This window comes from Bacillus sp. 3255 (assembly GCF_031456485.1).
Lineage (GTDB): Bacteria > Bacillota > Bacilli > Paenibacillales > NBRC-103111 > Paenibacillus_E.
In genome coordinates this window covers 159,128-184,173 of the sequence record NZ_JAVDUS010000007.1, presented here as the reverse complement: position 1 = coordinate 184,173, position 25,046 = coordinate 159,128, and the positions used below count along the sequence as shown (strand labels likewise).

General features: G+C 46.7%; 18 protein-coding genes. 2 read left to right on the top strand and 16 right to left on the bottom strand.

What is annotated here, in order from left to right:
- Positions 1 to 215 precede the first annotated feature (215 nt).
- From J2X61_RS12945 to garD, 4 genes are all read right to left on the bottom strand, one after another.
- Positions 216 to 1,532 carry a MerR family transcriptional regulator gene (locus J2X61_RS12945; protein WP_274470304.1) on the bottom strand — a complete coding sequence of 439 codons (1,317 nt, stop codon included), beginning with the start codon at positions 1,530 to 1,532 and terminating at the stop codon, positions 216 to 218.
- Positions 1,533 to 1,963: 431 nt separating this feature from the next.
- A complete protein-coding gene (gene garR / locus J2X61_RS12940; RefSeq protein ID WP_274470305.1) occupies positions 1,964 to 2,845 on the bottom strand; it encodes a 2-hydroxy-3-oxopropionate reductase in 882 nt (293 codons plus the stop codon).
- Positions 2,846 to 2,868: 23 nt separating this feature from the next.
- Positions 2,869 to 3,759 (bottom strand): 4-hydroxy-tetrahydrodipicolinate synthase, encoded by an 891-nt coding sequence (dapA, locus tag J2X61_RS12935; RefSeq protein WP_274470306.1) that lies wholly within the window; start codon positions 3,757 to 3,759, stop codon positions 2,869 to 2,871.
- A gap of 28 nt (positions 3,760 to 3,787) precedes the next feature.
- Positions 3,788 to 5,323, bottom strand: a complete 1,536-nt coding sequence (gene garD, locus J2X61_RS12930; protein WP_274470307.1) for a galactarate dehydratase — start codon at positions 5,321 to 5,323, stop codon at positions 3,788 to 3,790.
- 128 nt (positions 5,324 to 5,451) lie between these two features.
- Between garD and J2X61_RS12925 the strand changes: the two genes are divergently transcribed.
- Entirely contained in the window at positions 5,452 to 6,372 is a 921-nt protein-coding gene (locus J2X61_RS12925) for a LysR family transcriptional regulator (RefSeq protein WP_274470308.1), read from the top strand.
- A 60-nt stretch (positions 6,373 to 6,432) separates the two neighbouring features.
- Here J2X61_RS12925 and J2X61_RS12920 read toward each other — a convergent pair whose 3' ends face one another.
- The 12 genes from J2X61_RS12920 to J2X61_RS12865 form a co-directional block, all read right to left on the bottom strand.
- On the bottom strand, positions 6,433 to 7,527 hold the full coding sequence (locus tag J2X61_RS12920; protein WP_310188341.1) for a glycoside hydrolase family 88/105 protein: 1,095 nt from the start codon (positions 7,525 to 7,527) through the stop codon (positions 6,433 to 6,435).
- Between the two features lie 46 nt (positions 7,528 to 7,573).
- Positions 7,574 to 9,715 (bottom strand): helix-turn-helix domain-containing protein, encoded by a 2,142-nt coding sequence (locus J2X61_RS12915; protein ID WP_310188206.1) that lies wholly within the window; start codon positions 9,713 to 9,715, stop codon positions 7,574 to 7,576.
- Positions 9,716 to 9,902: 187 nt separating this feature from the next.
- Positions 9,903 to 11,423 carry an extracellular solute-binding protein gene (locus J2X61_RS12910; protein WP_274470313.1) on the bottom strand — a complete coding sequence of 507 codons (1,521 nt, stop codon included), beginning with the start codon at positions 11,421 to 11,423 and terminating at the stop codon, positions 9,903 to 9,905.
- A 60-nt stretch (positions 11,424 to 11,483) separates the two neighbouring features.
- A complete protein-coding gene (locus tag J2X61_RS12905) occupies positions 11,484 to 12,365 on the bottom strand; it encodes a carbohydrate ABC transporter permease (protein WP_274470315.1) in 882 nt (293 codons plus the stop codon).
- 39 nt (positions 12,366 to 12,404) lie between these two features.
- The gene (locus J2X61_RS12900) at positions 12,405 to 13,352 is read right to left on the bottom strand and encodes an ABC transporter permease (RefSeq protein WP_274470912.1); all 948 of its coding nucleotides are present in this window, start codon (positions 13,350 to 13,352) and stop codon (positions 12,405 to 12,407) included.
- 408 nt (positions 13,353 to 13,760) lie between these two features.
- The gene (locus J2X61_RS12895; RefSeq protein WP_310188204.1) at positions 13,761 to 15,230 is read right to left on the bottom strand and encodes a DUF5605 domain-containing protein; all 1,470 of its coding nucleotides are present in this window, start codon (positions 15,228 to 15,230) and stop codon (positions 13,761 to 13,763) included.
- Between the two features lie 27 nt (positions 15,231 to 15,257).
- On the bottom strand, positions 15,258 to 16,100 hold the full coding sequence (locus J2X61_RS12890; protein ID WP_274470318.1) for a carbohydrate ABC transporter permease: 843 nt from the start codon (positions 16,098 to 16,100) through the stop codon (positions 15,258 to 15,260).
- 1 nt (position 16,101) lies between these two features.
- Positions 16,102 to 17,028, bottom strand: a complete 927-nt coding sequence (locus J2X61_RS12885; protein ID WP_396135443.1) for a carbohydrate ABC transporter permease — start codon at positions 17,026 to 17,028, stop codon at positions 16,102 to 16,104.
- 109 nt (positions 17,029 to 17,137) lie between these two features.
- On the bottom strand, positions 17,138 to 18,454 hold the full coding sequence (locus J2X61_RS12880; protein ID WP_274470320.1) for an ABC transporter substrate-binding protein: 1,317 nt from the start codon (positions 18,452 to 18,454) through the stop codon (positions 17,138 to 17,140).
- 550 nt (positions 18,455 to 19,004) lie between these two features.
- Complete coding sequence (locus tag J2X61_RS12875; RefSeq protein WP_310188203.1) at positions 19,005 to 20,525, bottom strand: extracellular solute-binding protein; 1,521 nt, start codon at positions 20,523 to 20,525, stop codon at positions 19,005 to 19,007.
- A 69-nt stretch (positions 20,526 to 20,594) separates the two neighbouring features.
- Complete coding sequence (locus tag J2X61_RS12870; protein ID WP_310188202.1) at positions 20,595 to 22,895, bottom strand: helix-turn-helix domain-containing protein; 2,301 nt, start codon at positions 22,893 to 22,895, stop codon at positions 20,595 to 20,597.
- Between the two features lie 310 nt (positions 22,896 to 23,205).
- Entirely contained in the window at positions 23,206 to 24,027 is an 822-nt protein-coding gene (locus tag J2X61_RS12865; protein ID WP_274470324.1) for an alpha/beta fold hydrolase, read from the bottom strand.
- Between the two features lie 147 nt (positions 24,028 to 24,174).
- On the opposite strand from J2X61_RS12865, the gene J2X61_RS12860 reads away from it, so the two are divergent.
- Complete coding sequence (locus J2X61_RS12860) at positions 24,175 to 24,654, top strand: Lrp/AsnC family transcriptional regulator (RefSeq protein WP_274470325.1); 480 nt, start codon at positions 24,175 to 24,177, stop codon at positions 24,652 to 24,654.
- Positions 24,655 to 25,046 lie beyond the last annotated feature (392 nt).

Below are 25,046 nucleotides of genomic sequence, written 5' to 3'. Positions count from 1 at the left end.
AACGATTCGGGAATCACATGCTTTTTACTTTGCCATTCCTGTAATCCAAGTTAGTATATTCAACCCTCCCTGCCTATGAATGGACGAATAACTACACTTAAGTTATTGCCGGCCCAAACCAGCACTTGAGACCGAGTCAGCCTGAGACAGCAAAAGCACAAATAATAGTGCCTTCCAGTTGCTGGAAAGCACTATTAATTATGCCTGATGGAGGATTAATTCGTGACCTGAAAGCCTAAAAATTTAGCAATTCTGTCGAGTACTTGTTGCTGTGTTGTCAGTTTTAAAAGGATATCGTCATATTTTTTGTTTAGTGCTTCTTCTTTTTTAGTCATATTACTTTTGAGCTTCTGTTCTAACTCCTCATTTACGATTTGGGTGAGCAAATGGAGCGCATCACGCATTTCAGAAACTTCTTCAGCAATTCCGTCCGTGCATTTGGTTTGTAAGTCTGCTGTTTGAATTAAGCTGCGCAGCTCGGTTACTTTGTCAGATAAGGCGTCATTTCGTTGGATCAGTGATTCTGAAACAGCTTTCATCTCACTACGGAGCTTCTGTTCCAACGCTTCATTCACCTTATTACTGTGAGACTGAATCACATTACGCAGTTCCTTTACACCCTGCATAACGTTTTCAGATTGTTGGTCAAGTAATTCCTTTGTGGCGATAAGTATTTCAGCCTTAAGCTCTTGCTCCGAAACTTTTATCTTCTGTTGAATGGTTTGGATCGTGTTGTGCAATCCCTTTACTTCTAATGAGGCATCCTCCAATTGAGTGTTCAGTAAATCAATTGTTGCAATAACCTCGCTTGTTATGTCCTGTTGGAACAGCTCAGCTACCTTTCTATCGAGAACCTGGAATACGCTGCTCAATCCCGCCACTTCCTCAAAATGGGCATTATAACGTTTGCGCAGCTCCCATACATCCTTGGAAACAGCTTCGTATTGTTGACTAAGCAGCTCCTTTACTGACGTAAGTATAACACCTTTCAGATCTTCCTCTGATACCTCTGTAACCTCCCCAGGTGATAAAGCACTAACGCCTGAAACAGATGATATACTCACCTTTTGATTCCGATCGTCGATAGCATCCTTTACTTTCTCGGGCGTTTTATTCGTTTCCGTTTTTTGTCTAAGGTGCTGTACCAATTGTCGCAGGTTCATTGTTTCTTTACTTAACTCCGAGATAGAATTGTTGGCAGGAAGAGGTATTGGGGAGTCTGGAACAGATGGGTTTGTCGGCAGCAAGGATTTTGTTTCCGGTGGCGAAGATTTCCTTTCCTTATTCAGTGTGGTAACAGCCTTCTCGCGCATTTCTTGTAAGTCCTCTTTAATTAGCTTTACTGACTTATTAGCTTCCTTCATTTTAGAAATGAATTGAAACATTTCAATAGCTTCTTCCGAGTACTTTAGGGCTCCGCCCGCCGTTATGATCGGAAGAAATTCGCGAAATTGATTGGACCATTCCACTACAGTTGCCCGTGTTTTTCCAATTTTACTGGCGATCTCGTTGACTTTGTATGTTCTTTTCATGGTTATCTATTGTCATCCTTTCTTTTATGTTCATAAGGCTAGGCAATAGCTGTAACATTGTATTCAGGACATTGGATTTATGACAATGAAAAAAGGGCAGTTCCTCCCCTCATGCGATCCCACCATCAATAGTAATATAATGATTAGTGATGCCCCTCCTCATCAAACCGTACGTGAAGTTTTCCCTCACCCGGCTTTCCGATGTTCGCCATTCATGTGCATGACCACCCCTGAATCATTGGATTCAGCCCTCCACCATTATTCTGCAAACCAAAAACCGGAACCCCTACGGAGTCCCGGCCCTCACTACCCTACCTCGCTCAACTTCCCATCCCGACGCCGATAGCAATTCTCCTCCGGCATCGCTCACAAGCGCTTCGACCGTTCCTTCACCGGGTGATTCAATAATCAGCAAGGCTTGTCTCCATCCATCATCTGCTCACTTCTACCTTCGCAAGCTTCTCGTAATATCGAATGAGGCTTCCGTGATCACAATCGCCCAATCCGTCTACCTTGAGTGCCTGCATCATCTCCATAACGGAAGCAGTGAGCGGCAGTGGAACGCCGACCTCATGAGAGGTCTCGAGAACGTTGAGCAGGTCCTTTATATGAAGATTGATCCGGAATCCTGGGTCGAATTGGCGGTCCATCACCAGCGGAGCTTTGGCATCCAGCACCGTACTGCCGGCAAGTCCCCCTCGGATCGCCTGATAAACCAACTCCGGCTGAACACCGACTTTGCTCGCTAGGACGAATGCCTCGGACATCGCTGCGATGCCCAGAGCCACGATAATTTGATTCGCCAGCTTCGTTACGTTGCCCGCCCCAATATCGCCGGTGCGCACCACAGAGGCAGCCATCGCTTTCATAATCTCATAACATTGGTCGAAAATCTCCTGCTTGCCCCCCGCCATGACCGACAGTGTCCCTTCAATCGCCTTGGGCTCTCCGCCGCTGACGGGTGCATCCAGCATTTCTATTCCCTTCTCGCCTAGTCGCTGTGCAATCTCTTGACTCGTCAGAGGAGCAATCGAGCTCATATCAATCAGGACGGTGCCGGGCTTGGCCCCTTCGATAATACCGTTCGGGCCTAATGCCACTTCCTTCACCTGTGGAGAATTCGGCAGCATCGTGATCACCACATCCGATTGCTCCGCTACGGCCTTAGGCGAATCAGCCGACATTGCACCCAATGCGACGAGCTCCGCCGCACCCTTGTTCGTTGCCAGAACGACCAGCTCATAACCGGCTTTTACTAAATTTAGGCTCATCGGCTTCCCCATAATACCGAGTCCAATAAATCCGACCTTCATCGAAAGTTCCTCCTATCTCCCGTCTAGATGGCTCCCATTTCCGTCAAAATAGCTCTGAGTTTCTTGCGGTTCTCTTCGGTAGCAGCCGTATTCGGCAGAATCGAGCTGCCTACCTCCAGGCCAAGCAAATTCATTGCTTCCTTCGTGACGACCGGGAAGCTGGCCAGATTGAACGCCATCCGCAGCGGAGCCAGCTTGAACTGAGCTTCGCGCGCCGCCGGCAAATCGCCGGACATAAACTTATTATAAATATCCACCACAAGGTCCGGTACGATATTGGCCGTGGAAGCAACGCAGCCGACGGCACCGTACGCCAGAGAGCCAAGGATCATCACGTCACGGCCAGCCATAACCTTGAAGCCTTTCTCTCTGGTCCTGCGAATGTACTCGGCAGTTAACGTCATATCGCCGCTGCTATCCTTCACCCCGACGATATTCGGAATATCGGCCAGCCGTTCCATCAATCGAACGGTAATATTGTTACCTACCCGATCCGGGTTATTGTAGAGAAGCACAGGGAGCGAGGTTGCGTCTGCAATGGTTCGGAAATGCCGATAGAGCTCATCCTCGTTCGGCGTCAGAAACATCGGAGGCAGAATGGTGATCGCTTGTACCCCCGAATCCTCTCCCATTCGCGCCAGTTTGACGCATTCCTTGGTCGTGATGGCACCGATCCCCATGTACACAGGCACTCGGCCTCCCGCTTGATCAAGGGTTACACGAACCGCCAGCTCCTGCTGTTCATGATCAAGACCATAGAACTCCCCATTGCTGCCCAGCGATAAAATGCCATGAACTCCGCCCTTGATTACATGCTCTACAACCCGGCGCAAGCCTTGCACCTCCACGCATTCTTCCGCATCCACCGGAGTAACGATGGGCGGTATGACCCCGCGAATCCAACCTGTATCCATGACAACACTCCTCCTCTAATGATTATGATCAGGTGACGGGTCCCGGGTTAAATAAAGCGAGGTCATTGTGCAGTCCCCAATGGTCTGCCCAGGTTCGCTTCTTCCCGCTCGCGACATCCAGAATGAGATGGAACAGCTCCCAGCCCACTTCTTCGATGGTCGCCTCACCGGTCGCAATGGTTCCCGCATTCAGATCGATCAGATCATGCCATTGCTCGGCTAACGCGGTTCTCGTCGACACTTTGATGACCGGAGCGGCGGCCAATCCATAAGGAGTGCCTCTTCCCGTAGTAAACACCTGTACATTGATGCCGGAAGCAAGCTGCAATGTGCCGCATACGAAATCGCTGGCAGGCGTCGCTGCGAACAGCAGCCCCTTCTGGGTTGCTCTTTCGCCAGGAGACAGGACACCGGCAATCGGACTCGTACCCGATTTGACGATAGATCCGAGCGACTTCTCGACGATGTTGACTAAGCCGCCTCTTTTATTCCCGGGTGTCGTATTCGCGCTGCGATCCGCGCTGCCGCGCTGCAAGTAATCATCATACCAATCCATCTCACGGATTAAAGCCCGCCCGACATCCTCATTAACTGCGCGAGGTGTTAACAAGTGAATGGCGTCCCTGACCTCCGTCACTTCCGAGAACAACACCGTAGCTCCGGCACGTACAAGTAAATCAGCGGCGTATCCGACAGCCGGATTCGCTGTAACTCCCGAGAATGCATCGCTTCCCCCGCATTGCAAGCCAACCACCAGCGAGGATGCCGGACAAGTCATGCGCTCCCGGCGGTTCAATCGGTCAAGGCGCTCCTCCGCCATCGCCATGATCGATCTGACCATTGGCATAAACCCGTGGCTCTCCTGCAGGGTTACGATCTGATCGGAGGCGCCTCCTGGCGCTATCCGTTCGGGAAGCAGCTTTTCACATCCCAGCCCGACGACCATGAGTTCACCGCCGAAGTTCGGATTTTGCGCGAGATTTTGAATTGTGCGTATCGGAATGATGGCGTCAGGCGCGTTAATCGCCACTCCGCAGCCGTAGGTATGGGTCAGTGCGATCACATCTTCGACGTTCGGAAAGCGGGGAAGCAGCTCTTCTTTAATTTGCCTTACTGCGAAGTTCAACACACCGGCTACGCACTGCACACTCGTCGTGATGCCTAGAATATTTTTGGTCCCAACACTTCCATCCTCGTTCAAGTACCCCTCAAACGTATAACCATCCAACGGAGGAATAGTTTCCGGTAAGTTGCCTGCTAAAGGGAGCTCCGCCAATTGAGGAGGAGTCGGCATTCTCACCAATGACTCGTCGATCCGGCTCCCCCTCGTTATCCCTTTCATCGCATACCCGATGACCTCTCCATAACGGATGATAGCCTCATCCGGATTTAGATCAGCAAGAGCCACCTTATGCCCCTGCGGAACATCTTGCAGGAGCTCGAGGCCGCAGGGAAATACCGTTCCTTCCCGCAGTCCTCCTGCATTGGCAACAATCGCCATATTATCTTTCGGATTCACCTGGATGTACAGCGGCTTTTCGCTTTCAACACGTTGAACAGTCACATGGATAACCCCCTCGCATAAGCACTTGTTCCTGAATTGAACTTATAGTAATCTAGAACTATCGAAAAGTAAAATTGATTAAAATTCGTTTTCTCTAAATAAATTTAAGAGTTAGGGAGGGATCGTACATGGAGTTGAAGCAGCTGGAGTACATGATCCAAATTGCCGAAGACAACAACATTACCAGGGCTGCGGAGAAACTGTTCATTACGCAATCCGCTCTAAATCAGCAGCTCCTGAAGCTTGAGAATGAGCTGGGTACGCAGCTCTTCGTACGTTCCAGAAATAATTGGCATCTGACTCAGGCCGGTGCCATCTATGTTGAGAACGCCAAGCGTATCCTACTGATCAAGAAAGAGACCTACAACAAAATCAATGACCTGCTTGCGATCAAGGAAGGAACCCTGAAGATCGGTTTAACTCCGGAAAGAGGTACCGACATGTTTGCAGCCATTTATCCGGGTTTTTATAATAAATATCCCAAAGTACGGATCGAGCCCCTTGAAATGACCGTCAAAGAGCAGCAACAGGCCATATCCCTAAGTCATTTGGACATCGGCTTTGTCACGCTTCAGCAGGCTCAAAAAACGAAAGATGCGTATATCCCGATCTGTTCTGAGGAGATCATCTTATGTATTCCCGGTACCCACCCACTCGCGCATTTGGGAGGCCGCCTCGGGGAGCCGCTTCCTGAAATCAGCCTTAAGCTCTTTATCGAGGATTCATTCGCCGTCATGCGGAGAGGTTCCACATTAAGGGAAATTTATGACGATCTCTTGGCCGAAGAGGATATTTCTCCTCCCATATTATTGGAAACCCGAAGCTGTCAAACTTTATTAGAAATGGTCGCCGAGGGCATCTGTTGTTCAGTCCTTCCAATCAGTTATGCCGGCTCCCGGCCGAATGTCTCCTACTTCTCCCTACGTCAGCATCCGGTGTGGGAAATTGCCGCAAGCTATAAAAGAGACAGCTATCTGAATCAAGCGGCGAAAGAATTAATCGCGCTTTGTAAAGATTATTGGGAGCGAAAGATGAGCGGGTTGAAATGAAAAGAGCGGACTGCAATAAATAACCGCCCTACCACGAATTGTGTAAGGCGGTTTCATGTATTACAGCTCCGAGAGCAGAACCTCGGTATAGGCCATAAGCAGTGGCGCAACGCCATGTCCATTATTACTCACAATGATTTCATTCTCTGTGTAATACTTGAAGCTTCCATCGCGCACCTTACCGGTATCAGGGTTTGTGCCAAGCCCCGCACTTCTGCAGATCCCGCCAAGCAGCACTTCACCATTCTCCTCGCGGAGATATCGCTGGGTTGTGCCATGAAATGCAGATTTGCCGCAATCGGCGTACTCTTCAGCAAGATAGCCAAGGCGTGAACCTTTCAGCATGGCATATGCAAGCATCAAAGTTCCGCTGGATTCCAAATAATTCCCCGGGCGATCCCCCATATCGACAACCTGATACCACATCCCCCCGCTATGCTGGTAAGGCAGCATACCGTCTAATGTTTCATGCAAAATCAATTTCAATGGCTCACTATCAACCTGTACATCTTCCAGAAGTTCAAGCACATCAACCAATGCCATCACAAACCAGCCTACGGCGCGACCCCACACGTTCGGAGACATCCCTGTCGTTTTGTCGCACCAAAACATCTCTCTGCTCTCGTCGTAAGCATGATAGTACAAGCGGTTCTCTTCGTTAAAAATAAACTTCCTAACGTTCATAAACTGATGCATAGTATCCGAATAATTCTTATTTTCCTCAAACTCCTTGATGTACTGTACATAAAACGGTTGCCCCATGTAAAGTCCATCCAGCCAAATTTGGTGAGGATAATTTTCTTTATGCCAGAAGCTGCCTGACTTTGTTCTTGGATATGTCTTCAGTTGATCATAAATCAAGTCAAGCACTTGCTTATATTTGGGATCTTTCTCTTTCTTGTATAAGTCAAAGAGAATGGTCGCCGGTCTAACCTGATCAATACTATAATAACGCACATCAATGGCAGGGATGCTGCCCTTCTCATCATATAGGCGATCGATGAAATTTTTGACAAACAGATAATATTCTTCTTTCCCGGTTTGCTTATAGCTGTCCATATACGATTTGAGAATGCAATTCTCTATATAATGCCACCGCAAGGAAAACCATTTCCCTTCACCCTCTAAATATTGGTCTCTTATTTGATCCAGCATTTGATAGTTCATATACGACACCTCTCCCAACATGATAATGATTCATTTAGCTGTCTCGATATTGCCCAGGTGTCATTCCGGTCAGCTTTCGAAATGTCCGGATGAAGCCAGTCGAATTGGTATAAGTAAGACGCTCTGCAATTTCCGAGATCTTCATATCCGTCTCTTTCAGCCACTTTTTTGCCATGTTAACCCGATAATTCGTTAAGTAGTCAATAAAAGTAACACCTGTTTCCTTCTTGAAAACACGGCTTACATAAACAGGATGATATTTGAGCTGCGCGGCACACGATTCAAGGGAAATGTCCTGTTCATATCCGTTATGGATCATTTCGACCATTTGATGCGCGAGATTGATATATTGCGAATCCGCGCGCCCTTTGAAGAAAGCAAGAGCGGGTGGCAGCATTTCCGTCTTAAACCATAACGTAATCTCTTCTACCGTGTTTAGTTTCATGAAAGTCTGGAGCACCGACTTGGTGTTGATTAAGCTTTCTAACATTCCGCCCTGCTGCTGGACATGACTATGAATCTCCGAGATCAGCTCAACCATCACGAATTGGAAATCGTTAAATCGGATCTCTCTTTCCATGATCGACGCAATATATTGATCAAAGTGTTCGAAGGCGGCGGTTGCATCACCTGTTTTTAATGCGTTGACCAAATAATCCTTCAAGTAATTCAGGGATGCTGCCAGATGTTTGCTGTTCTCTTGAACCGACTCGATATCATCATAATGAATGATGATATCACTCCCGAGACGGATCCTTCTCTTCAGCGCTTCTAAAGCCTCTGTATGCGCATTCGTGGCATCCGAATATCTCGTAAAGACCCGGCTAATCCCGATACTCACCTTCAGCTGAAGCAGCTCGTGAACCTTGGACTTAATTTCCTCTGCAGCCTGATGAAAACTCCGTTGAAGTTCTTGCGGGTCTTCCGAATCACCCGTAAGCAGAGATACCTGCGACTGATCCAGCAATAAGGATCCCAGCAACCGATTGGCCGGTAAAAGCTCGCTGACGATGTTTTGGATAGCAAATAGCAGCAGTTCCTTATCGCTTTCCATATATCTCGTATCCTGAAGAGAATCGATCTGCAGCGCAATCACACCCAGAGGTCTCCCTTTTTCCGCGAAGCCATAGGTATCACACTTGAAAGCAAATTCGCTCTCCGTAACCTGACCCATGAACAGCTTCAATAGGATGAACTCTTTCATCTGTCCCATTTGACCTTGAAGCTGCTGTTGAAATTGCTTCCTTGTTCGGAAAAGCGTATTAAATCTTTCTTCGATATAAGCAAATTCATCTTTCCTGCGGGATTCTGCGGTTTCACCGCCGAATTGTTCCATCGTTTGAAACAACCGGCGGATCGGAGAATACATCCGTCTGCTCCCGTAGAAGGCAGCAGCTGAAATCACGATAAAGACAATAAGGCAGACATTTATTGTAACGAATGCAATTTTCTTGGATTCCATTGTTACTTGGTCAATGGAAACAACGGAAACATAGGTCCAATTATTCGAAGATACCCGATAATTCACAGCCGTAGCTTTCCCTTCGAAGTACCCGTTTGCATCCTTCACTGTTTTCAATGGCGCCATTACCGCATCTGTATGGAAGCTCGCTCCTTCATGACTCAAGAAAGGAGTGTGCTCTTCGTTCAGGACATAGATATCTCCCAGCTGCTTCGTTTGGGCTAACCCTTTTTCCAGTTCCGTCTTCGACATCTCAATAATCAACAGAGCCTTCGGGGATGTGGAGGGTGCGATCATCGGAAGTTTTACAACCAACCGAATGCCATGTTCATCAGCAAGCCAGAATAAATTTTTGGGATTCCTTGCATAATCTTTCAATAGCTCTTTATCTGAATATTCCTCCGTGCCAGTAAAACCTAGATTACCAATCATCCAGTCATTATCCAGATTAAGGAGATGGGTGTCCGCTACTGCGGATAAAGAGTGCAAGTTATATAAACCTTTGGCAAGGTCTGTAATTGTCTGGAAATCATCCTGATTCAAATCCTTGTACAGATTGTCCGATATCAGCGGTGAATTTATATATTGCACGGCACCCATTTCCACATTCTTCAAAACTTGCTCAATTCTCATCTGGTTCTGCAGCAAAATCTGGGCGTTACTTTCTCTAACCTTCTGCTCAATGTCCTTCGAAGAAATATGATAAGAAATCATTCCGATTGTTGTGACTGGAATAGCTACCAGCACCATGGCGAATAGGATCATGCGATATAAATAGGTGGGCAAATGAATTCCTCACTTCTGTTTACTTTCGTTTCAACGACCCTAGTATACCAAACCAGCCGCCCGACTGTTAATAATCGGACGGCGACTGAATCATTACTTCTTGGTGTATGGAACCTTATTTCTTCTGTTTGGCGTATTCGGCCGTGTACTCAGCGATTACCTTCTCGCCGCCTGCTTTCAACCATTTATCAACCTCTGTCTGCCAGCCGGCGTCATCGATTTTCCCCATAATGTATTTGGTTTGGGCATCGCGAATCATGTTATCCAGCTCCACGCCTTTCTCCGTGTATGTCTTGGAATAATACGTCAAAGCTACGTTCGGCACGGCATTTTTCAGATTGTCTTGCGCTATTTTCGAACCTTTTGCCTGTAGCTCGGATTGCTTCAAAGGTATACCTTTACCTGCTGTTTCAAACGAAGGCAAGCTGTCACGGTATGGTTTAACTTCAAGGTTGAACAACGTCAAATCTTTAAATTGACCTTTGCCGTCCTCTGTCTTAGTGAAGTGTTTACCTTCAATTCCCCTCGTCAACAACGTTGACATTTCAGCATCAAGCAGCTTATCGAAGAAGCCTAACAACAGCTTCAACTCCGCTTCTGTTTTCACACTTGATTTGGGGAACAGGAAGAAGCCGTTGTTTCCAGACTCAGCGGGCACCTTAAGTCCGGATGGGCCTTCAAATGGCACGACATCGACAACTGCCGTTGGGGTAGACTTCAGTACGTTGTCCGAAGAAAGCTGTGCAGCCGTTGCTACCGTGTTAACACGGATGCCCACTTTACCCGCATTCCATTTATTATCGGAATCAGCCGATTGCACGATGGAGAAATCCTGATTAATTAATTTCTCAGCATACATACGTTTTAATAACTTCAACGAATCCATATATGGCTTTGTCATAAATTCAGCTACGATTTTACCATTCTCAACCCCCCACTTATTAGGTGCTCCATTCGGAACGGAAAGCCGAGTCATAAAGCTGGCGCTCGTGGCTGGATCGTTATAGTTTTTATCTAGAAATAAGCCGTAAGTATCCGCTTGGCCGTTCTTATCCGGATCTTTTTCTGCAACTGCTTTAGCCATATTGTACCAATCATCCAGGGTAACGGGAGGCTTTAGGCCAAGCGCACTAAACCAGTCTTTGCGATAAATGATTCCGGCACGCCCAATATCACGGTATAACGGAAGCCCATACAGTTTGCCGTCCACTTTGATGTTGTCGTAATACATCGGGCTAAGTTCCGATAAATTTTTGTAATCCTTCAATAACGGACCAATTTCCCAGAACAAGCCGGACTGGATGGCATTCAGCGTGGAAGCGTTAGCTTTCACTTTAAAAGCTTTGGGCATTTCGTTAGAAGCAATCATGATGTTCTTCTTGTCTTCAAAAGCAGCATCCGGAATCCATTGAATATCGATTTTGGCATTCGTATATTTCTCTATCGCCTGCTCAATATCGCTGCCTTTTTTAGGCGCCTCTCCGACTTGCGGCGTAGCGATGGTCACTGTTAGAGGCGTTTTATCCGCCGCCGCTTTGTCCTCTTGCTTCGGATCTGTGCTGTTACCGCATCCTGCAAGAGTTCCTGTTGTCAACGCGATGGAGCAAAGTAAAGCCATATACCCTTTTCCAATCATCCTTAACCCTCCCTAATTATGAATCATATGGTATATTCGCAAAGACAAACCTTTTATAGGTTATCCCTTTACCGAGCCTAAGAAAACGCCTTTCGCGAAATGCTTCTGCAAGAATGGATAGACGAGAACGATCGGGATTGTCGCAACCACAATCGACGCCATACGAATCGTTTGAGGCAAATAATCCGTTGGATCGGACTGCGAGGCCGAATCTCCGATTTTATCCTGAGACATGAGCACAATTTGCCTTAGCACCACCTGTACGGGCCATTTCTCAGAATCGTTGATATAAATGACCGCGTGGAAGAACGTATTCCAATGTCCTACCGCGTAAAACAGTCCGAATGTCGCCATCGCCGGCATCGATAAGGGCAGAACAATTCTGAACAACGTACCGATATCATTGCAGCCGTCAATTCTCGCAGCATCTTCCAACCCATCCGGAATCTGCTGAAAGAAGTTTTTCAGAACAACTAAGTTAAACGCACTGATGGCTGTTGGAATCATAAGAGACCAATAGGAATTGATCAGTCCAACTGATTTAACGACGAAGTAAGTCGGGATCATACCGCCGCTGAAAAGCATCGTAATGAGAATCAATAGCATGAACGCTCTACGGCCGCGCAAGGTGGCCCGAGCCAATGGATACGCTGTGAATGAAGTCAGTATCAAATTGATCAATGTTCCTAAAACGGTTACATAAATCGATACTCCAATACTTCTAATCATCGTGTCCGTTGAAAAGATGTATTTATACGCGCTAAGCGTAAATTCAGTAGGGATCAGCAGCAGCCCGCCTTTGACAACCTCGGATGGTGCTGCGAACGAAACCGAAACAATATAGACAAATGGAATAATAGTGATTAAAGAAACGAGAGTCAATAGCGCATAGTTAACCCAATCGAACATTTTATTGCTGAATGTCTTGTCATTCGTTGGCATTGTTGATCTCAACCTCCTAAGAGCTACCCATAACTATAGTTAGTACACGCCTTCTTCGCCGAATTTCTTCGCCAATCGATTCGCACCTAGCACAAGTACGAGCCCAACCAACGATTTGAACAAACCAACTGCAGCACTGTAACTATACTGAGCCTGTGTTAAACCCTTCATATACACATAGGTATCGAACACTTCGCCGACTTCCCGGTTCATAGAGTTCAACATTAGAAAGATATGCTCAAAACCTGTATCCAGGAAGCTTCCCAATCTTAGAATAAACAGGATCACAATCGTGCTGCGGATAGCAGGAATCGTGATGTGCCAGAGCTGACGCCACCGGCCGGCCCCATCCATCCGAGCGGCTTCATATAATTGCAAATCTACCCCGGATAAAGCGGCCAAAAAGATAATCGTCCCCCAGCCTGCCTCTTTCCAGATCGACTGACCGATGATCATCGGTCTGAACCATTCCTCGCTTAGCATAAACGGAATTTTCTCAAACCCAAAGTGCACAAGCAATTCATTCGCGACGCCGCCCTCTGTCGTAAATAGCACATAAAATATACCGACCGCGACGACCCACGATATGAAATGCGGCAAATAGAGCAATGTTTGGACAACTCGTTTGAACACTTCTCTTCTCGCTTCATTAATCATGAGGGCTAGTAGGATCGGAAGCGGAAAAAAGAAGACTAAATTATAAATGGCTAGCAGTAAAGTATTTCGAAAAAGCGACCAGAATTGGGGCTCCAGAAAAAACCGCTCAAAATGTTTAAAGCCGACCCAGGGACTGTTTATAAATCCGGTAAAAGGCTTGTAGTCCTGAAACGCCATGACGAGACCAAGCATGGGTACATATTTAAATACGACAAAATACAAGATCCCAGGAAACAAAAGTACATACATCCATCGATCTCTTAAGAGATCCCGTACAAGCTGTGATCGTTTCAACGAGCTAACTTGAGCTCTTTGTATCTGTGCTTCCAAAGGTTGCGTCACTCGACTTCCTCCTGACTGAAAAGTGATTGGTTTCTATCTCGATGATACGTTATCAATCTCGTTACAGGCTATCGTACTCATTTAACTTCTTTATCCGAAACATGAAAACCCTTACATGACGCGGATTTCAGCGGGAGGAATTCCCTTTATCCGTACAACTGCGCTAATTTTCTCGCGAATAACGGGAGAAATTCCAGTTACACTTTGCGGCTGACCAAGCAAGCTCGGCTCCCTCAACGAGAGAGCCACGCCGCCCCACGCCGCAGATCAAGAAAAAACCGTCAGGGAATATCGCCCTGACGGTCCGATCTTATGCTTCTTCTCAAAATGTTCTTTAATCATCCGTACGGCCTCGTCCTTGCAGCCCTTCATCGCCGTTGATGGCCGTTAAATAAGTTACACTCGAGTTATCCTTACTGCTATATAGGTCTTACCAGGAAGCGCGATCTCGGTCTTTCCGGAAAAGACTCCTTCCAGCCTCGTTACGCTCATCTCCCACGTATCCATCCATTCAATCATAAACTGGCCATCTTCAGGCAAATCGATGACTCGATGGGCCGGCCGATGAATCCCAAAATAGTACAAATAATAGTGTCCGTCTATACCGATTGTGGGTACATCACGCACCGGTAACGGTCTAAGGTCAATCGGCGCTTGTTCGAGGACGCTGCGCAAAAAGGCAATTCGTGACGGGCTGTCCCCATACAGCTTTCCGCCTTTAGCCCACCAGATGATCATCTCAGGGTGCACATACGTTTCCCCGTGGGTAACATAGCCCCCGCGGGCTACCCCGTCCCAGCACCTTCGCACCATCTCTTCGGCGGTCAAGTTGCCCCAACGATGCTGCACGTTGCCTTCATAACAGCATTCGTCAACAATGACGGGCTTGCGGTAGAGCTTACTCCACTCTTGGGTGAACGACAAATCCCAGTGCTGAATGCTGCAGTGCGTCACCCACGGTTTGCCGTGATCGTACATGATGATGCTGGATGGATCATACATCCGCGTTCCGTTATGTATCGACCGCAAATGCTGGTAAGGGTCTTCCTCCTGCAAAATACGGAACAGCCGGTCCCAATCGTCCATCTGTTTCTCGCGCATGAAATCGTACTCGTTGGCGAGGGACCACCAGACGTTACGGAATGAAGCCAACCTCGCTACGACATAACGCAGATAATAAGCATCGGTCTCCGCATCAAGCGAATCAAAGCCCCATCGTCCCTTGTCGTAAGGGTGAAACAGAATGAGATCCGCTTCGATGCCGAGCTTTTGCAAGGAGGTCAAATGACGCTCAAGCTTGTGAAAAAAAGCGGGCTCGAAGCGCGTGTGGTCGAAGTTTTCCTTGCTGTCGCCGACAAAAGGAAACACGTCCGGCTCCGTTGCATTGTAGCTGTAATTCTTCGGAAACACACACATGCGGATTTTATTGAACGGCGATTGCGCAAGCGTCTCGAGAGTTTCCTGCTGCAATTCATTCGTCTGATGGATCCAAGCATAACTGGTCGTACCGAAAGGCAGATAACGCTCGCCGTCTTCGTAAACGAAATGAAATTCATCGTGCACCCGCACTGGACCATGATTCCCCTTTGCCGGCGGTGTGCAGACAAAACTTCCAACCTTTCCGTTCAACTCTGCAGCATCGCTTTCCGTTTCAAATGCCCACTCTCCGATCGTATCCGGCATAAAGCGGATGCGATAAACACCTTCACCGTCGTAAAATCCCTGAATTCGTACCGATCTGTTTTTGTGGCGGAAGATCGCCTGCAGCTGGTTATCCTTGAACGGATTGCCGTTCTCAGGCCCACGGAGCGATAGCTCGTATATCCCCCAACGTTCCACACTCTCTTGCAGTTGTCCTACTAACAAATGTAACCCCTCCTAGATAATGATGTTCTAACCTTTTACGCCTGAAGTCGCGATGCCATCGACGAAATATCGCTGCATCGAGAAGAAAATAATCAAACAAGGCAGCAGCGACAGGGCTGACATGGCAAACAGCGAACCGAAAGAAGATTCGCCTGTCGAATCCATGAACAATCTGAGGCCGAGCGGGACCGTGAACAGTTCGGAGGAACTGAGATAGAGCATATGACTAAAGAAGTCGTCCCACGACCCAATGAATGTGAAGAGCGCAGTGGTGATAAGCGCCGGTTTGGCTAGAGGCATAATGATGCGCCAGAAGATCTGAATTTGACCGCAGCCATCTATGGTCGCAGACTCATCAAGCTCCCGTGGTAAGCCACGCACAAACTGTACCATCAAAAAAATGAAGAAGGCCTCGGTGGCGAGAAATTTGGGCACGATCAGAGGAAGATACGTATCGACCCAATCCAGCTTTTTGAACAAAATGTATTGGGGAATAATCGTGACATGATGCGGAAGCATAATTGTGACCAGCATGAGCGCGAACCAAAGTTTTTTCAACGTGAAATTGAGCCTTCCGAAAGCATAAGCGGCAAATGCGCAAGATAGGAGATTACCTATGACTGACAGAATAGCCACGAGGAAAGAGTTGAAGAAAAATACGCTGAATTTATTGCCGCCTATGCCATTCCAGCCTTTGATGTAGTTGTCAAAAGTTACTTCGGACGGCCAAATGCGCAAATCCGTAAAAATGACGTTTTCCGGCTTGAACGAGCTGCTTATCAACCAGCCGATGGGGTAGAGCATGAGTACTGCAAACGCCACAATAAAAATATGAATGATCAGCTTTTGCAAATTAAGGCGCTGTGCCATCTCATTTCCCCCCATCCTGATAGTTAACCCAGTACTTGGACGAACCGAAAGTCAATGCGGTAAAAATAGCGATAATCACAAGGAGCAGCCACGCCATTGCTGATGCGTATCCCATTTCATAGAAAGAAAAGCCCTTCAGGTACAAATACAGTGTATAAAAAAGTGTTGAATCGATTGGACCGCCTGTGCCGGCGCTTATGATGAAAGAAGATGTAAACGCCTGGAACGCGCCGATAATCCCCATAACCAGATTGAAGAAAATAACCGGTGTAAGCAAGGGGATCGTGATTTTCAAAAACTGCTGCACGATCGGCGCTCCATCTACCTGCGCTGCTTCGTATAGTTCTGTTGGGATTTGCTTAAGGCCCGCCAGAAAAATAATCATCGATGAACCGAACTGCCAAGCAGCCAATGCGACGATCGAGTACAGCGCAAATTTCGGGTTGGCGATCCAGTCCGGCGCCTGCCAGCCGAATACGTCGAGCAGGAAGGCATTCACTATACCGTTGCCTCCGAAAATTTTGCGCCAAAGAACCGCAATTGCTACACTTCCTCCGAGAAGTGAAGGGATATAGTAGACGGTTCTGTAAAATCCAACGCCTCGCAAGCCCTTATTCAGCAGCAGCGCGACTAACAGGGCGAATGCCAATCGGACAGGTACCGAGGTAAATACGTAGGTGAAGGTTACCCCTAGTGATTTGACCAGCCGAGGATCGTCGGTGAACATTTTCTCATAGTTATCCAAGCCAATCCACTTCGCAGGAGACAATACGTCATAGGAAGTAAAAGAAAGATATACCGAGCTGATCATCGGGCCTACGGTAAGCGCAAAAAAACCGACGAGCCACGGAAGCAAAAACAAGTACGGGACGGCGTTCTTCTCCCACATTTTTCTTAGATAAGACTTTTTAACCTGGCCGGCAACCATTGGGGTTTGTTCTAATGCAGTTTGTTTCAAAGTGCCGCCTCCATTCCATCCAAATTTGTGAATAAGCTAGCCAGCGGCAAGCAATACGCCGGCTAGTCGGATACTCAGCTTACTTCATTTTAGCAGCCGATTTGGAAGCGGAGTCCACAACTGCCTGAGCTGCTTTTTCAACCGTTGTTTGCCCGAATGCCAGCTTCTGAGATTGAATCGTTAACTCGCTTTGCCATTCCGCAATATTGGGCAGTTCTCTATCCATTTCGCGGCTGTTTTTGACAGCAAGGTCGATATAATCGTACATTCTCTTATCCGTTTCATTACTTTTTTCCTTTAACGCAGTACGCACCTTAGAAGATCCCGGAACCCCGCGCTCACTCCCCAAAATGAGGGTAGCATCCGGATCCGTTACCATGAAGTCGATAAACATAGCCGCTTCCTTCGGATGCTTCGATTTGGCGTTAATGGACATAAACTGGCTTGGCTGCAGCCATAAGCCTTTGGCCGTTCCGCCAGACGGCAGCAACGCGATGCCGATTTCGTCCTTCATTGCTTTCTGGTAGGCGGTTAACTGGTTGGACCAAATAACTTTCATTGCCGCTTTACCCTCGACGAATCGGGAGTTGTCAGGGGATTCCTTGTAGCCGGCAGTCTGCTCGCCGTTCGGCATGATGCCGCCCTTGCGGAATTGATCCCACATCGTGAAGTATTCAACCACTTGCTCTTTTGTGAAATGGATTTTCCCGTCATCCTTGTACACGGCGCCGCCTCTCTGGCGTGCATAGTAATTCACCATGTGCGTGGAATCGGAGCCGTCAACAAAACCGAAAATGCCCAGCTTATCCTTCACTTGCTTGCCGTATGCAGCGAACTCGTCCCAAGTCCAGCTGTCCTTCGGAGCTTCGATTCCCGCTCCATTCAGAAGCGTTTTATTGTATATAACACCAAGCGCGTTAGAGCCCAGACTTACCGCGTATAGCTTACTATCCATTTTGCCGGAATCAATAATGCTCTGGTCGAAGCTGTCCAGCTTCAACTCTTTGCCGTAGTAGGAACTTATATCAAGAAATGCCCCGCGCTTGACATAGTCGGGGTAGTTATTCCCTACCTGAATCAAATCGGCCGCGTTGCCGCCGGCGAGTACCGTGTTCAGCTTATCCCAATAACCGTCGCTCATGTATTCCGGCTTGATCGATATGTTGGGATACTTCTTTTGGAACAAATCAATGACTTTCAGCGTCGCATCATGGCGCACCTGCGAACCCCACCACATCATCCGAAGCTCCACTTTTTCCCCGGATACCGCAGGCACTTCTCCACCCGGCGTAGTCGATGTCGTTTCCGTTTGTTTGCTTCCACCGCTGCAAGCGGCTGTAAACATCATGAAAGCTGCCATGGTACTAACCCATACACTCTTCTTTGTCAAAATCACAATCATCTGCCTCCTCATAAACTCGTTTAGTAAACTTTAGTTAATGAAAGCGTTGTCATTTATGACTTTAGATTTCAAGATACCTCTTGTTTTTGGTCCTTGTCCAAATTGGCTCAACCACGTAAAACATGCCACCTCCCTACTGTTTACAGGTCGATATTATCATCAATAAGAAAGTGTAGTCAATAGAAAATGTTTAGATCAATTTACTAAACAAAATAATAAACACACAATACCGTAAAGTTATACACCTATAATTTGTTTATTTAGCCTTTGATTCCTGCGAATAACTCATAAATAGTTTAGAATTGTTTAGTTACCTTTTAGTTCCATGATGTGATGGTCACCGCCTCAATGCCGTTTTCAATTACAAATCTCACAATACCGCCAATGCACGATTACGTACATGCTCCTACCCGAAGCAGTTTACGATAATCATTAGCGAACATAGCGGATAATCATGAGCGAAGGTGCCTTCTGTTGGAAGATATTGCAATAAAAATAGCCAGGCATGAGCAGCTCATGCTTGGCTATTATTATGTAACTAAATTTACTTGTGATGATATTTGTAATACTCTACTGTGAATTCTTCCATGATCCGGTCACCGCCTTGCTGCTTCCATTCTTCTTTCGCTGCCTGCCATCCTTTCTCATCGATATCACCCATGATGAACTTGACCCTGGCATCGTCTATAATTTTAGTTACTGTTTTGCCGCGCTCCGTGAAGGTATTCGAGATCAGCGGTGTCGTAGGATCCGCCACACCATAGGGCACATTGTCCTTAAGCATTTGCTCCACTGTTTTCGCTAATGGCGTTCCATTATTCGTAACAGGCAGCGACATACCGAGATGACGTACCGGGTAGACCTCTTTATTCGCCCTGGTCGGGTCGATTGTCTTCATGCCATCCCGTACGGTGTAATGACTCCCTTCTATGCCATAATTAAACATCGTGATCATCTCGTCACTGTTCAATTCATTTAGAAACGCCAGTACTCTCTTCAAATCAGCTTCTGTTTTAACCGCATTTTTGGAAATCATATACATGCCGTTAATGCCGCTGCCGGCTTGAACACGGATTCCCTTCTGTCCTTGGATGCGTGTAATGACACCGACCTTGGCGTTTGGATTAGCTTGCAACAAATCTGTGTTCAGATAGGGCAGCGTAAAGTTTTCAAGTGCCGAAGAACGGATGCCCACTCTGCCTTTAACGAATTCATCTTCGGGTTTTGTATTGGGCGACGAGGCGAAGTCCTGGTTGATGATTTTCTCATCGTATAATCTTCTCAAGAACTTAAGATTGTCCAGGTATTCCTGAGTCATAAAGGAGGGAACCATCTTACCATCGATCAACCCCCAACCGTTCGGCGCGCCTCTCATAATTTCAAACGGGTATACACCGTTAAACAGCCCGGAACCGGCCCCTGTTGTTGAAGTGGCGAAACCATAGGTGTCCTGCTTGCCGTTCCCGTCCGGGTCCCCTGTCGTGAAAGCTTTCAGCATCTCATACAGCTCGTCCATGGTCGTCGGCTCCTTAAGACCGAGCTTCTCTAACCAATCTTGACGGTAGAACAATCCGTACCGTGCCGTATAACGCGGGCGGTAAATCCCATACGTTTTGCCATCGATCGAAGAATTGTACAGCAATTTTCCATCTAGATGACTCAGATTGGAGTAATCCTGCAGATAAGGAGTCAGGTCCCAGAACAAATTAGAGCGGACAGCATTAATAATCACAGGGCTTTTCGTATCTATGACCAGAGTGACCATCGGTAATTGATCCGATGCAATGGTCACGTTAAGCTTTTCGCTATAATTTAGGCCGACCCATGTAATATCGAGCTTGGTATTCGTTCTTTTCTCTAATTCATGCACAAGCACGTTATCTTCCTTCGGCGGCTCAGCGGACTCGAACCATGTCATCATTGAAAGATGAAACGGCTTGCTTGCATCTTGCGCTGAGTCAGATGTAGTGGCAACATTCCCGCAGCCGGTCGCTACACACGTGATTATGATACAAATAAGAACCAGCGCAATTGCGGGTTTCCCTGCTTTTGGATAAAGCTTCATCCTTCCTCCTCCTCGGTAACCCGTTCTTGATCGAACGCCTCCGTACCTAAAATTTCGTCGTTCACCGAATCACTTTTGAAAAGGTTTGTTTTCTCTTTGATGAAGACGATCTTCCTCCCGATATTTCCCAGGAGTCGTCCCTTCCGTCTTGCGGAATGAGCGGATAAAATTTTGCGGGTTCTTGTAGCCCAGCCTCTCGGCAACTTCGGTAATCGTCATATCCGTTTCGGTCAGCATTTGCTTGGCCATTTCAAGGCGATACGCGTTCAAATAATCACTGAAGGTGATACCGATGTGTTTGCGAAATACTTGCCTTAAATAATCCGGGCTGAAGTTCATGATTGAAGCGCATGACTCAAGTGTTAAATCCGTATGGTATTGTTCATGGATGATTTGCTTAAGGGTCTCGGAAATGCTATTAAACTGGCGCTTGCGCTTAGTTTCCAATTCCTGAATCAATGGCTCCACCAACTCTTGACAGAAAAACGCTTCAATTTCTTGAGGCGATTTCAGCTCAAAAAATTGATCGACTGCCGGCTTCTCCTGTGAAGAAGCTCTTCCGCTAATATCAAGTTCATGCTGCTGTGCGAACTTTAACAGCTCCAGCAGTACACCGACCAACGTCAATTGACACTCCCTGTAGCTGTAATCTTGCACCAGCATCACTTCCGTCACCAGTGCATGCACGAGCTCTTGCGCCTTCTGTTGGTCTGCCAAGCGGATGGCCTCTAAGAGTTGATTCTCCATATCTTTGGGAAAGATATATGTCGGTGACGCCGTTGTCCTCAAATCTTCAATATGCAGGACGACCCCGCTTCCTGCGCGGATCCGGTAATCGAGCGCTTCCAGACCTTCATGATAAGCGGTAGGCGCATCCTTTAAATCACTGAACACTCGGCTAACCCCGACGCTGGAATCCAGCTCCAGATAGAGCTTTACCGCTTCCTGAATGGATTTGGCATATTCTCGGCCTTCGTTCGCCAGGTCGAGAGAATCCCTCATGGAGGAATTGGCTAGAACAAGCACCACGGAGCGATTGAGCAGCACCGGATTCAGGCGGCGTTCTACCGGCACAACCTCGGCGATCATATTTTGAATTGCGAATAAGATCAGATCGTAATCTTTGGACTCGAATCTAGTGCCTGTCAGAGTATCAATTTGGACGGTGAGTGCAAGGAATTGATCATATTCCGCCAAACCAAATGATTGGAGCTTTTCTTCAATCTCCTGCCGGCTTAATGTGCCCTCCAACAACTGAATAATAAAATATTCGTTCAACTGCGTGGACTGCACGCGTAATTGATTTGTAATTTGCGATTGTGTCTGCACCATATTCAGAATCTGTTTGCTCATATGCTCCACCTCGTTGAGACTGCCGCTTGGCCCCCCATGCTCATCCTGCTTACTTAGCAGCTTATACATTTTGCCGATAGGTGAGTACATGCGTCTAGAGCCTATGATCGAAATGAGCAGCGTAAGAATAAACACAGCGGTGCAAGTTGCTATCGTTATTTTCGCAATGACACCTGTTCCTGCCGTAATATCGCTCGTCGGTACGACTGAAACATAGATCCACCCATTATAAGTCGACTTGGAATAGGTCACTCCGTACTTCTCATCACTGCTGTAAAAAAAACCGTTCAACTGCCCCGAAGATTCCGCCGAGGAGATCGGTGCTTTCGATGCCGCGATAACTTGAGCAATGGAATCATCAGCAGGCGTCAGAAGTTGAAACTTCTCATTCAATATGGCGATGCTGCCCAGTTCATTTTTACGTGTGATGAGTCTTGTAAGTTCATTTAATGATATATCGGCTGCAAGAAAGCCCTTGGGGTTACTGGAAAGTAACGGCAGTTTTTTGACAATACGCAAGCTTCCGACCGCCCCTGGTTCCGCTTTCAAAATAGACCAGCCGCTATTCTGAAAGGAGCTGAATTCCTGTTTTAATTGATCCCTCTTCGAGGTTTCATCTAAAGAAACGATTCCCCCTTGAGCGATATACCAGTTTTCTCGAATATTCACCATTTCAATTCTTCGAATTCTCGTTTCGTACGATTGCAGATTATTCATCTCATTCGTTATTGACTTGACCTCATTATATTTATTGATGGTAAAGGATATATCCATTGACTGAATAACCAATTCCGAGACAGCAAACTGAGTAAGAGCGCTATCGACCGATTTGATCAACTGCTCCGTCTGCATTTGCGTTTGCTCGAGAATCGTCTTGCTGCCCAGGTTCATTTTTTCTTTGACAAGCCCAGAGCTCTTATAATAAGAAACCACACCTAGAAATACGATAGGAATCGTCATGATTAACAAATTGAGCAATAAGATTTTGGTTAAATAACTGGAAAATCGAATTGGCATATGTATCTCCTACGGGAAGAATGTATACGTTTATTCATAGCATAAATATACAAACTAAGTCCACCCGCGATTGCTCTTTTGAGTTCTATAAATCGTTAGCACTATGTATGAGATTAAAGAAAAACGGCTCACTTCCAATTAAAAAATGGAAATAAGCCGTCTATATAATACACTGTTATGGGACCTTGTAAACCTCTAAAATCGATATGAAACGGCACACGAACTGCTTTATCTCCGTTAATGAAGCGATTAAACGATCCTCCCGATTATTTCAATGAAACAGGACTGCATCGGCAATCGGCTCCCTGTTTTATTTTACTTGCAGGAACTCGAGCACGGCACTGAGGAATGCGGTTTGATGCTCAACATTTGATAGATGAACTGTGGGCAATATGAGCAATCTCGCATCAGGTACGGTCTTGGCGATTAATTCACTATGTTCGGGAAGCGTCACCGTATCATTCTGCCCTGCGATAACCAAGGTCGGACTGCTGATTAGCGCGGCAGTCTGGCGCATATCCATGTCGCGGATAGCAGCCCAGCTTCCTGCGATTCCTTGTGGACGAGTAGCAAGCACCATCTCGCGAAACGAAGTTACGAGCGAGGTCTCCGACACCAGCATATGCGAAGGGAACCAGTTCTTCATGAACATATCGGCGAATTCAGGAAGTTTCCCAGGCTTCAGGACTGAGGTGATCAAGTCCTCCCATTGCTCGGCTGGCCCTAGGTAAGAGGAAGTATTGCTTAGAATGAGCCGGTCAATCCGCTCCGGAGCGTATATACCTAGCCATTGAGCAACGGCGCCGCCAAGCGAAAGCCCGAGGAAATGCACTCGTTCGATTTGCAGCGCGTCGAGCAGCTCGATTACATCTTGTCCCAATCTGTCCAACGAATACGGACCGTCAGGCGTATCCGAGTCTCCATGTCCCCGATAGTCATAACGAAGAACGCGGAAATTCTTTGAAAGCTCACGGATTTGTCCATCCCACATGTTCATTGAGGTCGCGATGGAGTTCGCAAGCACGAGTACTGGCTTGTCGACCAATCCATCAATCCGATAAGCAACCCGAACTCCATCTCCGGTCGTAAAATAGTTTAACCCCTCCGTGCTGCTCGTTTTAGTTATTGTCATTGTTCTCAGTCTCCCTTTTGGTTTATAGTGACATTTTATGGGATCTGCTCTACAATTTAAATAAGAAGATTAAGGAGTTTGGGGCTTAAAACCTCATTTCTATAGGTGTTTCGAATTCAAACTTTATAAAACTGAGGTGATCTGTTTATGGACCACATCGATTTAAAGATACTGTCCATTCTTCATGATAATGCCAGAATTACGGTTTCAGAGATGAGTCGAATGATTGCCATGTCGCAACCGGCTGTAACCGAAAGGCTTCGGAAATTGGAGGAACGGGAGGTCATAACGGGTTATCGTGCGGAGATTTCCCCTTCCAAGCTAGGTAAGTATACAACAGCATTTGTACTGTTCAAGTCAAATAACTGCAAGGAATTCGAAACCTTCAGCGAAGCGGCCCCTGAAATCGTCGATTTCTATAGAACCAGTGGAGAGTATAATTACTTGTTGAAGGTTGTAACAGAAACAGGCGAAACGTTGGAAACCTTCCTTGAAGCTTGCAACACATTTGGGTTTTCAACGACCCTTGTCGTTCTTTCAACTCGATTCGAGGATAAAAGCCTTGTGGCAAGCCCTGAAGCATCAAACGTCATTCCATTGATTCAGTCAGGAGAAAAACGAGATTAAACGATGATTTGGAGACTGAACTTGTTTGACATGTTAGATTCGTTTAATTGTACAAACTCGCATCTTTTATTTCTTCTGGCTGTATTTTCATCTTACGTCATCATTCCTCATTCTTTTTACTTCTTCAAATTCTAAGTCCTCGAATTGCTATTTTCTTTCCTTTGTGCTCTTTTAATATGGGTTTTAGAACTGAGATTGCTCTTTTCTGACAATTCGTTACTTTTTCAACGGCAATCTGTCCTTTTGCTCAATTTATCTTGAGTCTTACCAAATAAGGTGGACACCGATTCATGATTCAACCAGCTTCGAATTAGATATAGCGTTTCTATAGGAATCTTAAGTTTAATAAAAAAACAAGGAGCAGTTCAGTTGAACTGCTCCTTGTTCATTGA

Coding starts and splice junctions, on each gene's coding strand:
- J2X61_RS12890 (WP_274470318.1), bottom strand. CDS start 16,100: ATGGCACAGCGCCTTAATTTGCAAAAGCTGATCATTCATATTTTTATT.
- J2X61_RS12885 (WP_396135443.1), bottom strand. CDS start 17,028: ATGGTTGCCGGCCAGGTTAAAAAGTCTTATCTAAGAAAAATGTGGGAG.
- dapA (WP_274470306.1), bottom strand. CDS start 3,759: ATGGATACAGGTTGGATTCGCGGGGTCATACCGCCCATCGTTACTCCG.
- garR (WP_274470305.1), bottom strand. CDS start 2,845: ATGAAGGTCGGATTTATTGGACTCGGTATTATGGGGAAGCCGATGAGC.
- J2X61_RS12920 (WP_310188341.1), bottom strand. CDS start 7,527: ATGCTGGATCAAATAAGAGACCAATATTTAGAGGGTGAAGGGAAATGG.
- J2X61_RS12860 (WP_274470325.1), top strand. CDS start 24,175: ATGGACCACATCGATTTAAAGATACTGTCCATTCTTCATGATAATGCC.
- J2X61_RS12945 (WP_274470304.1), bottom strand. CDS start 1,532: ATGAAAAGAACATACAAAGTCAACGAGATCGCCAGTAAAATTGGAAAA.
- J2X61_RS12905 (WP_274470315.1), bottom strand. CDS start 12,365: ATGCCAACGAATGACAAGACATTCAGCAATAAAATGTTCGATTGGGTT.
- J2X61_RS12875 (WP_310188203.1), bottom strand. CDS start 20,525: ATGAAGCTTTATCCAAAAGCAGGGAAACCCGCAATTGCGCTGGTTCTT.
- J2X61_RS12915 (WP_310188206.1), bottom strand. CDS start 9,715: ATGATTTCTTATCATATTTCTTCGAAGGACATTGAGCAGAAGGTTAGA.
- J2X61_RS12925 (WP_274470308.1), top strand. CDS start 5,452: ATGGAGTTGAAGCAGCTGGAGTACATGATCCAAATTGCCGAAGACAAC.
- J2X61_RS12910 (WP_274470313.1), bottom strand. CDS start 11,423: ATGATTGGAAAAGGGTATATGGCTTTACTTTGCTCCATCGCGTTGACA.
- J2X61_RS12865 (WP_274470324.1), bottom strand. CDS start 24,027: ATGACAATAACTAAAACGAGCAGCACGGAGGGGTTAAACTATTTTACG.
- J2X61_RS12870 (WP_310188202.1), bottom strand. CDS start 22,895: ATGCCAATTCGATTTTCCAGTTATTTAACCAAAATCTTATTGCTCAAT.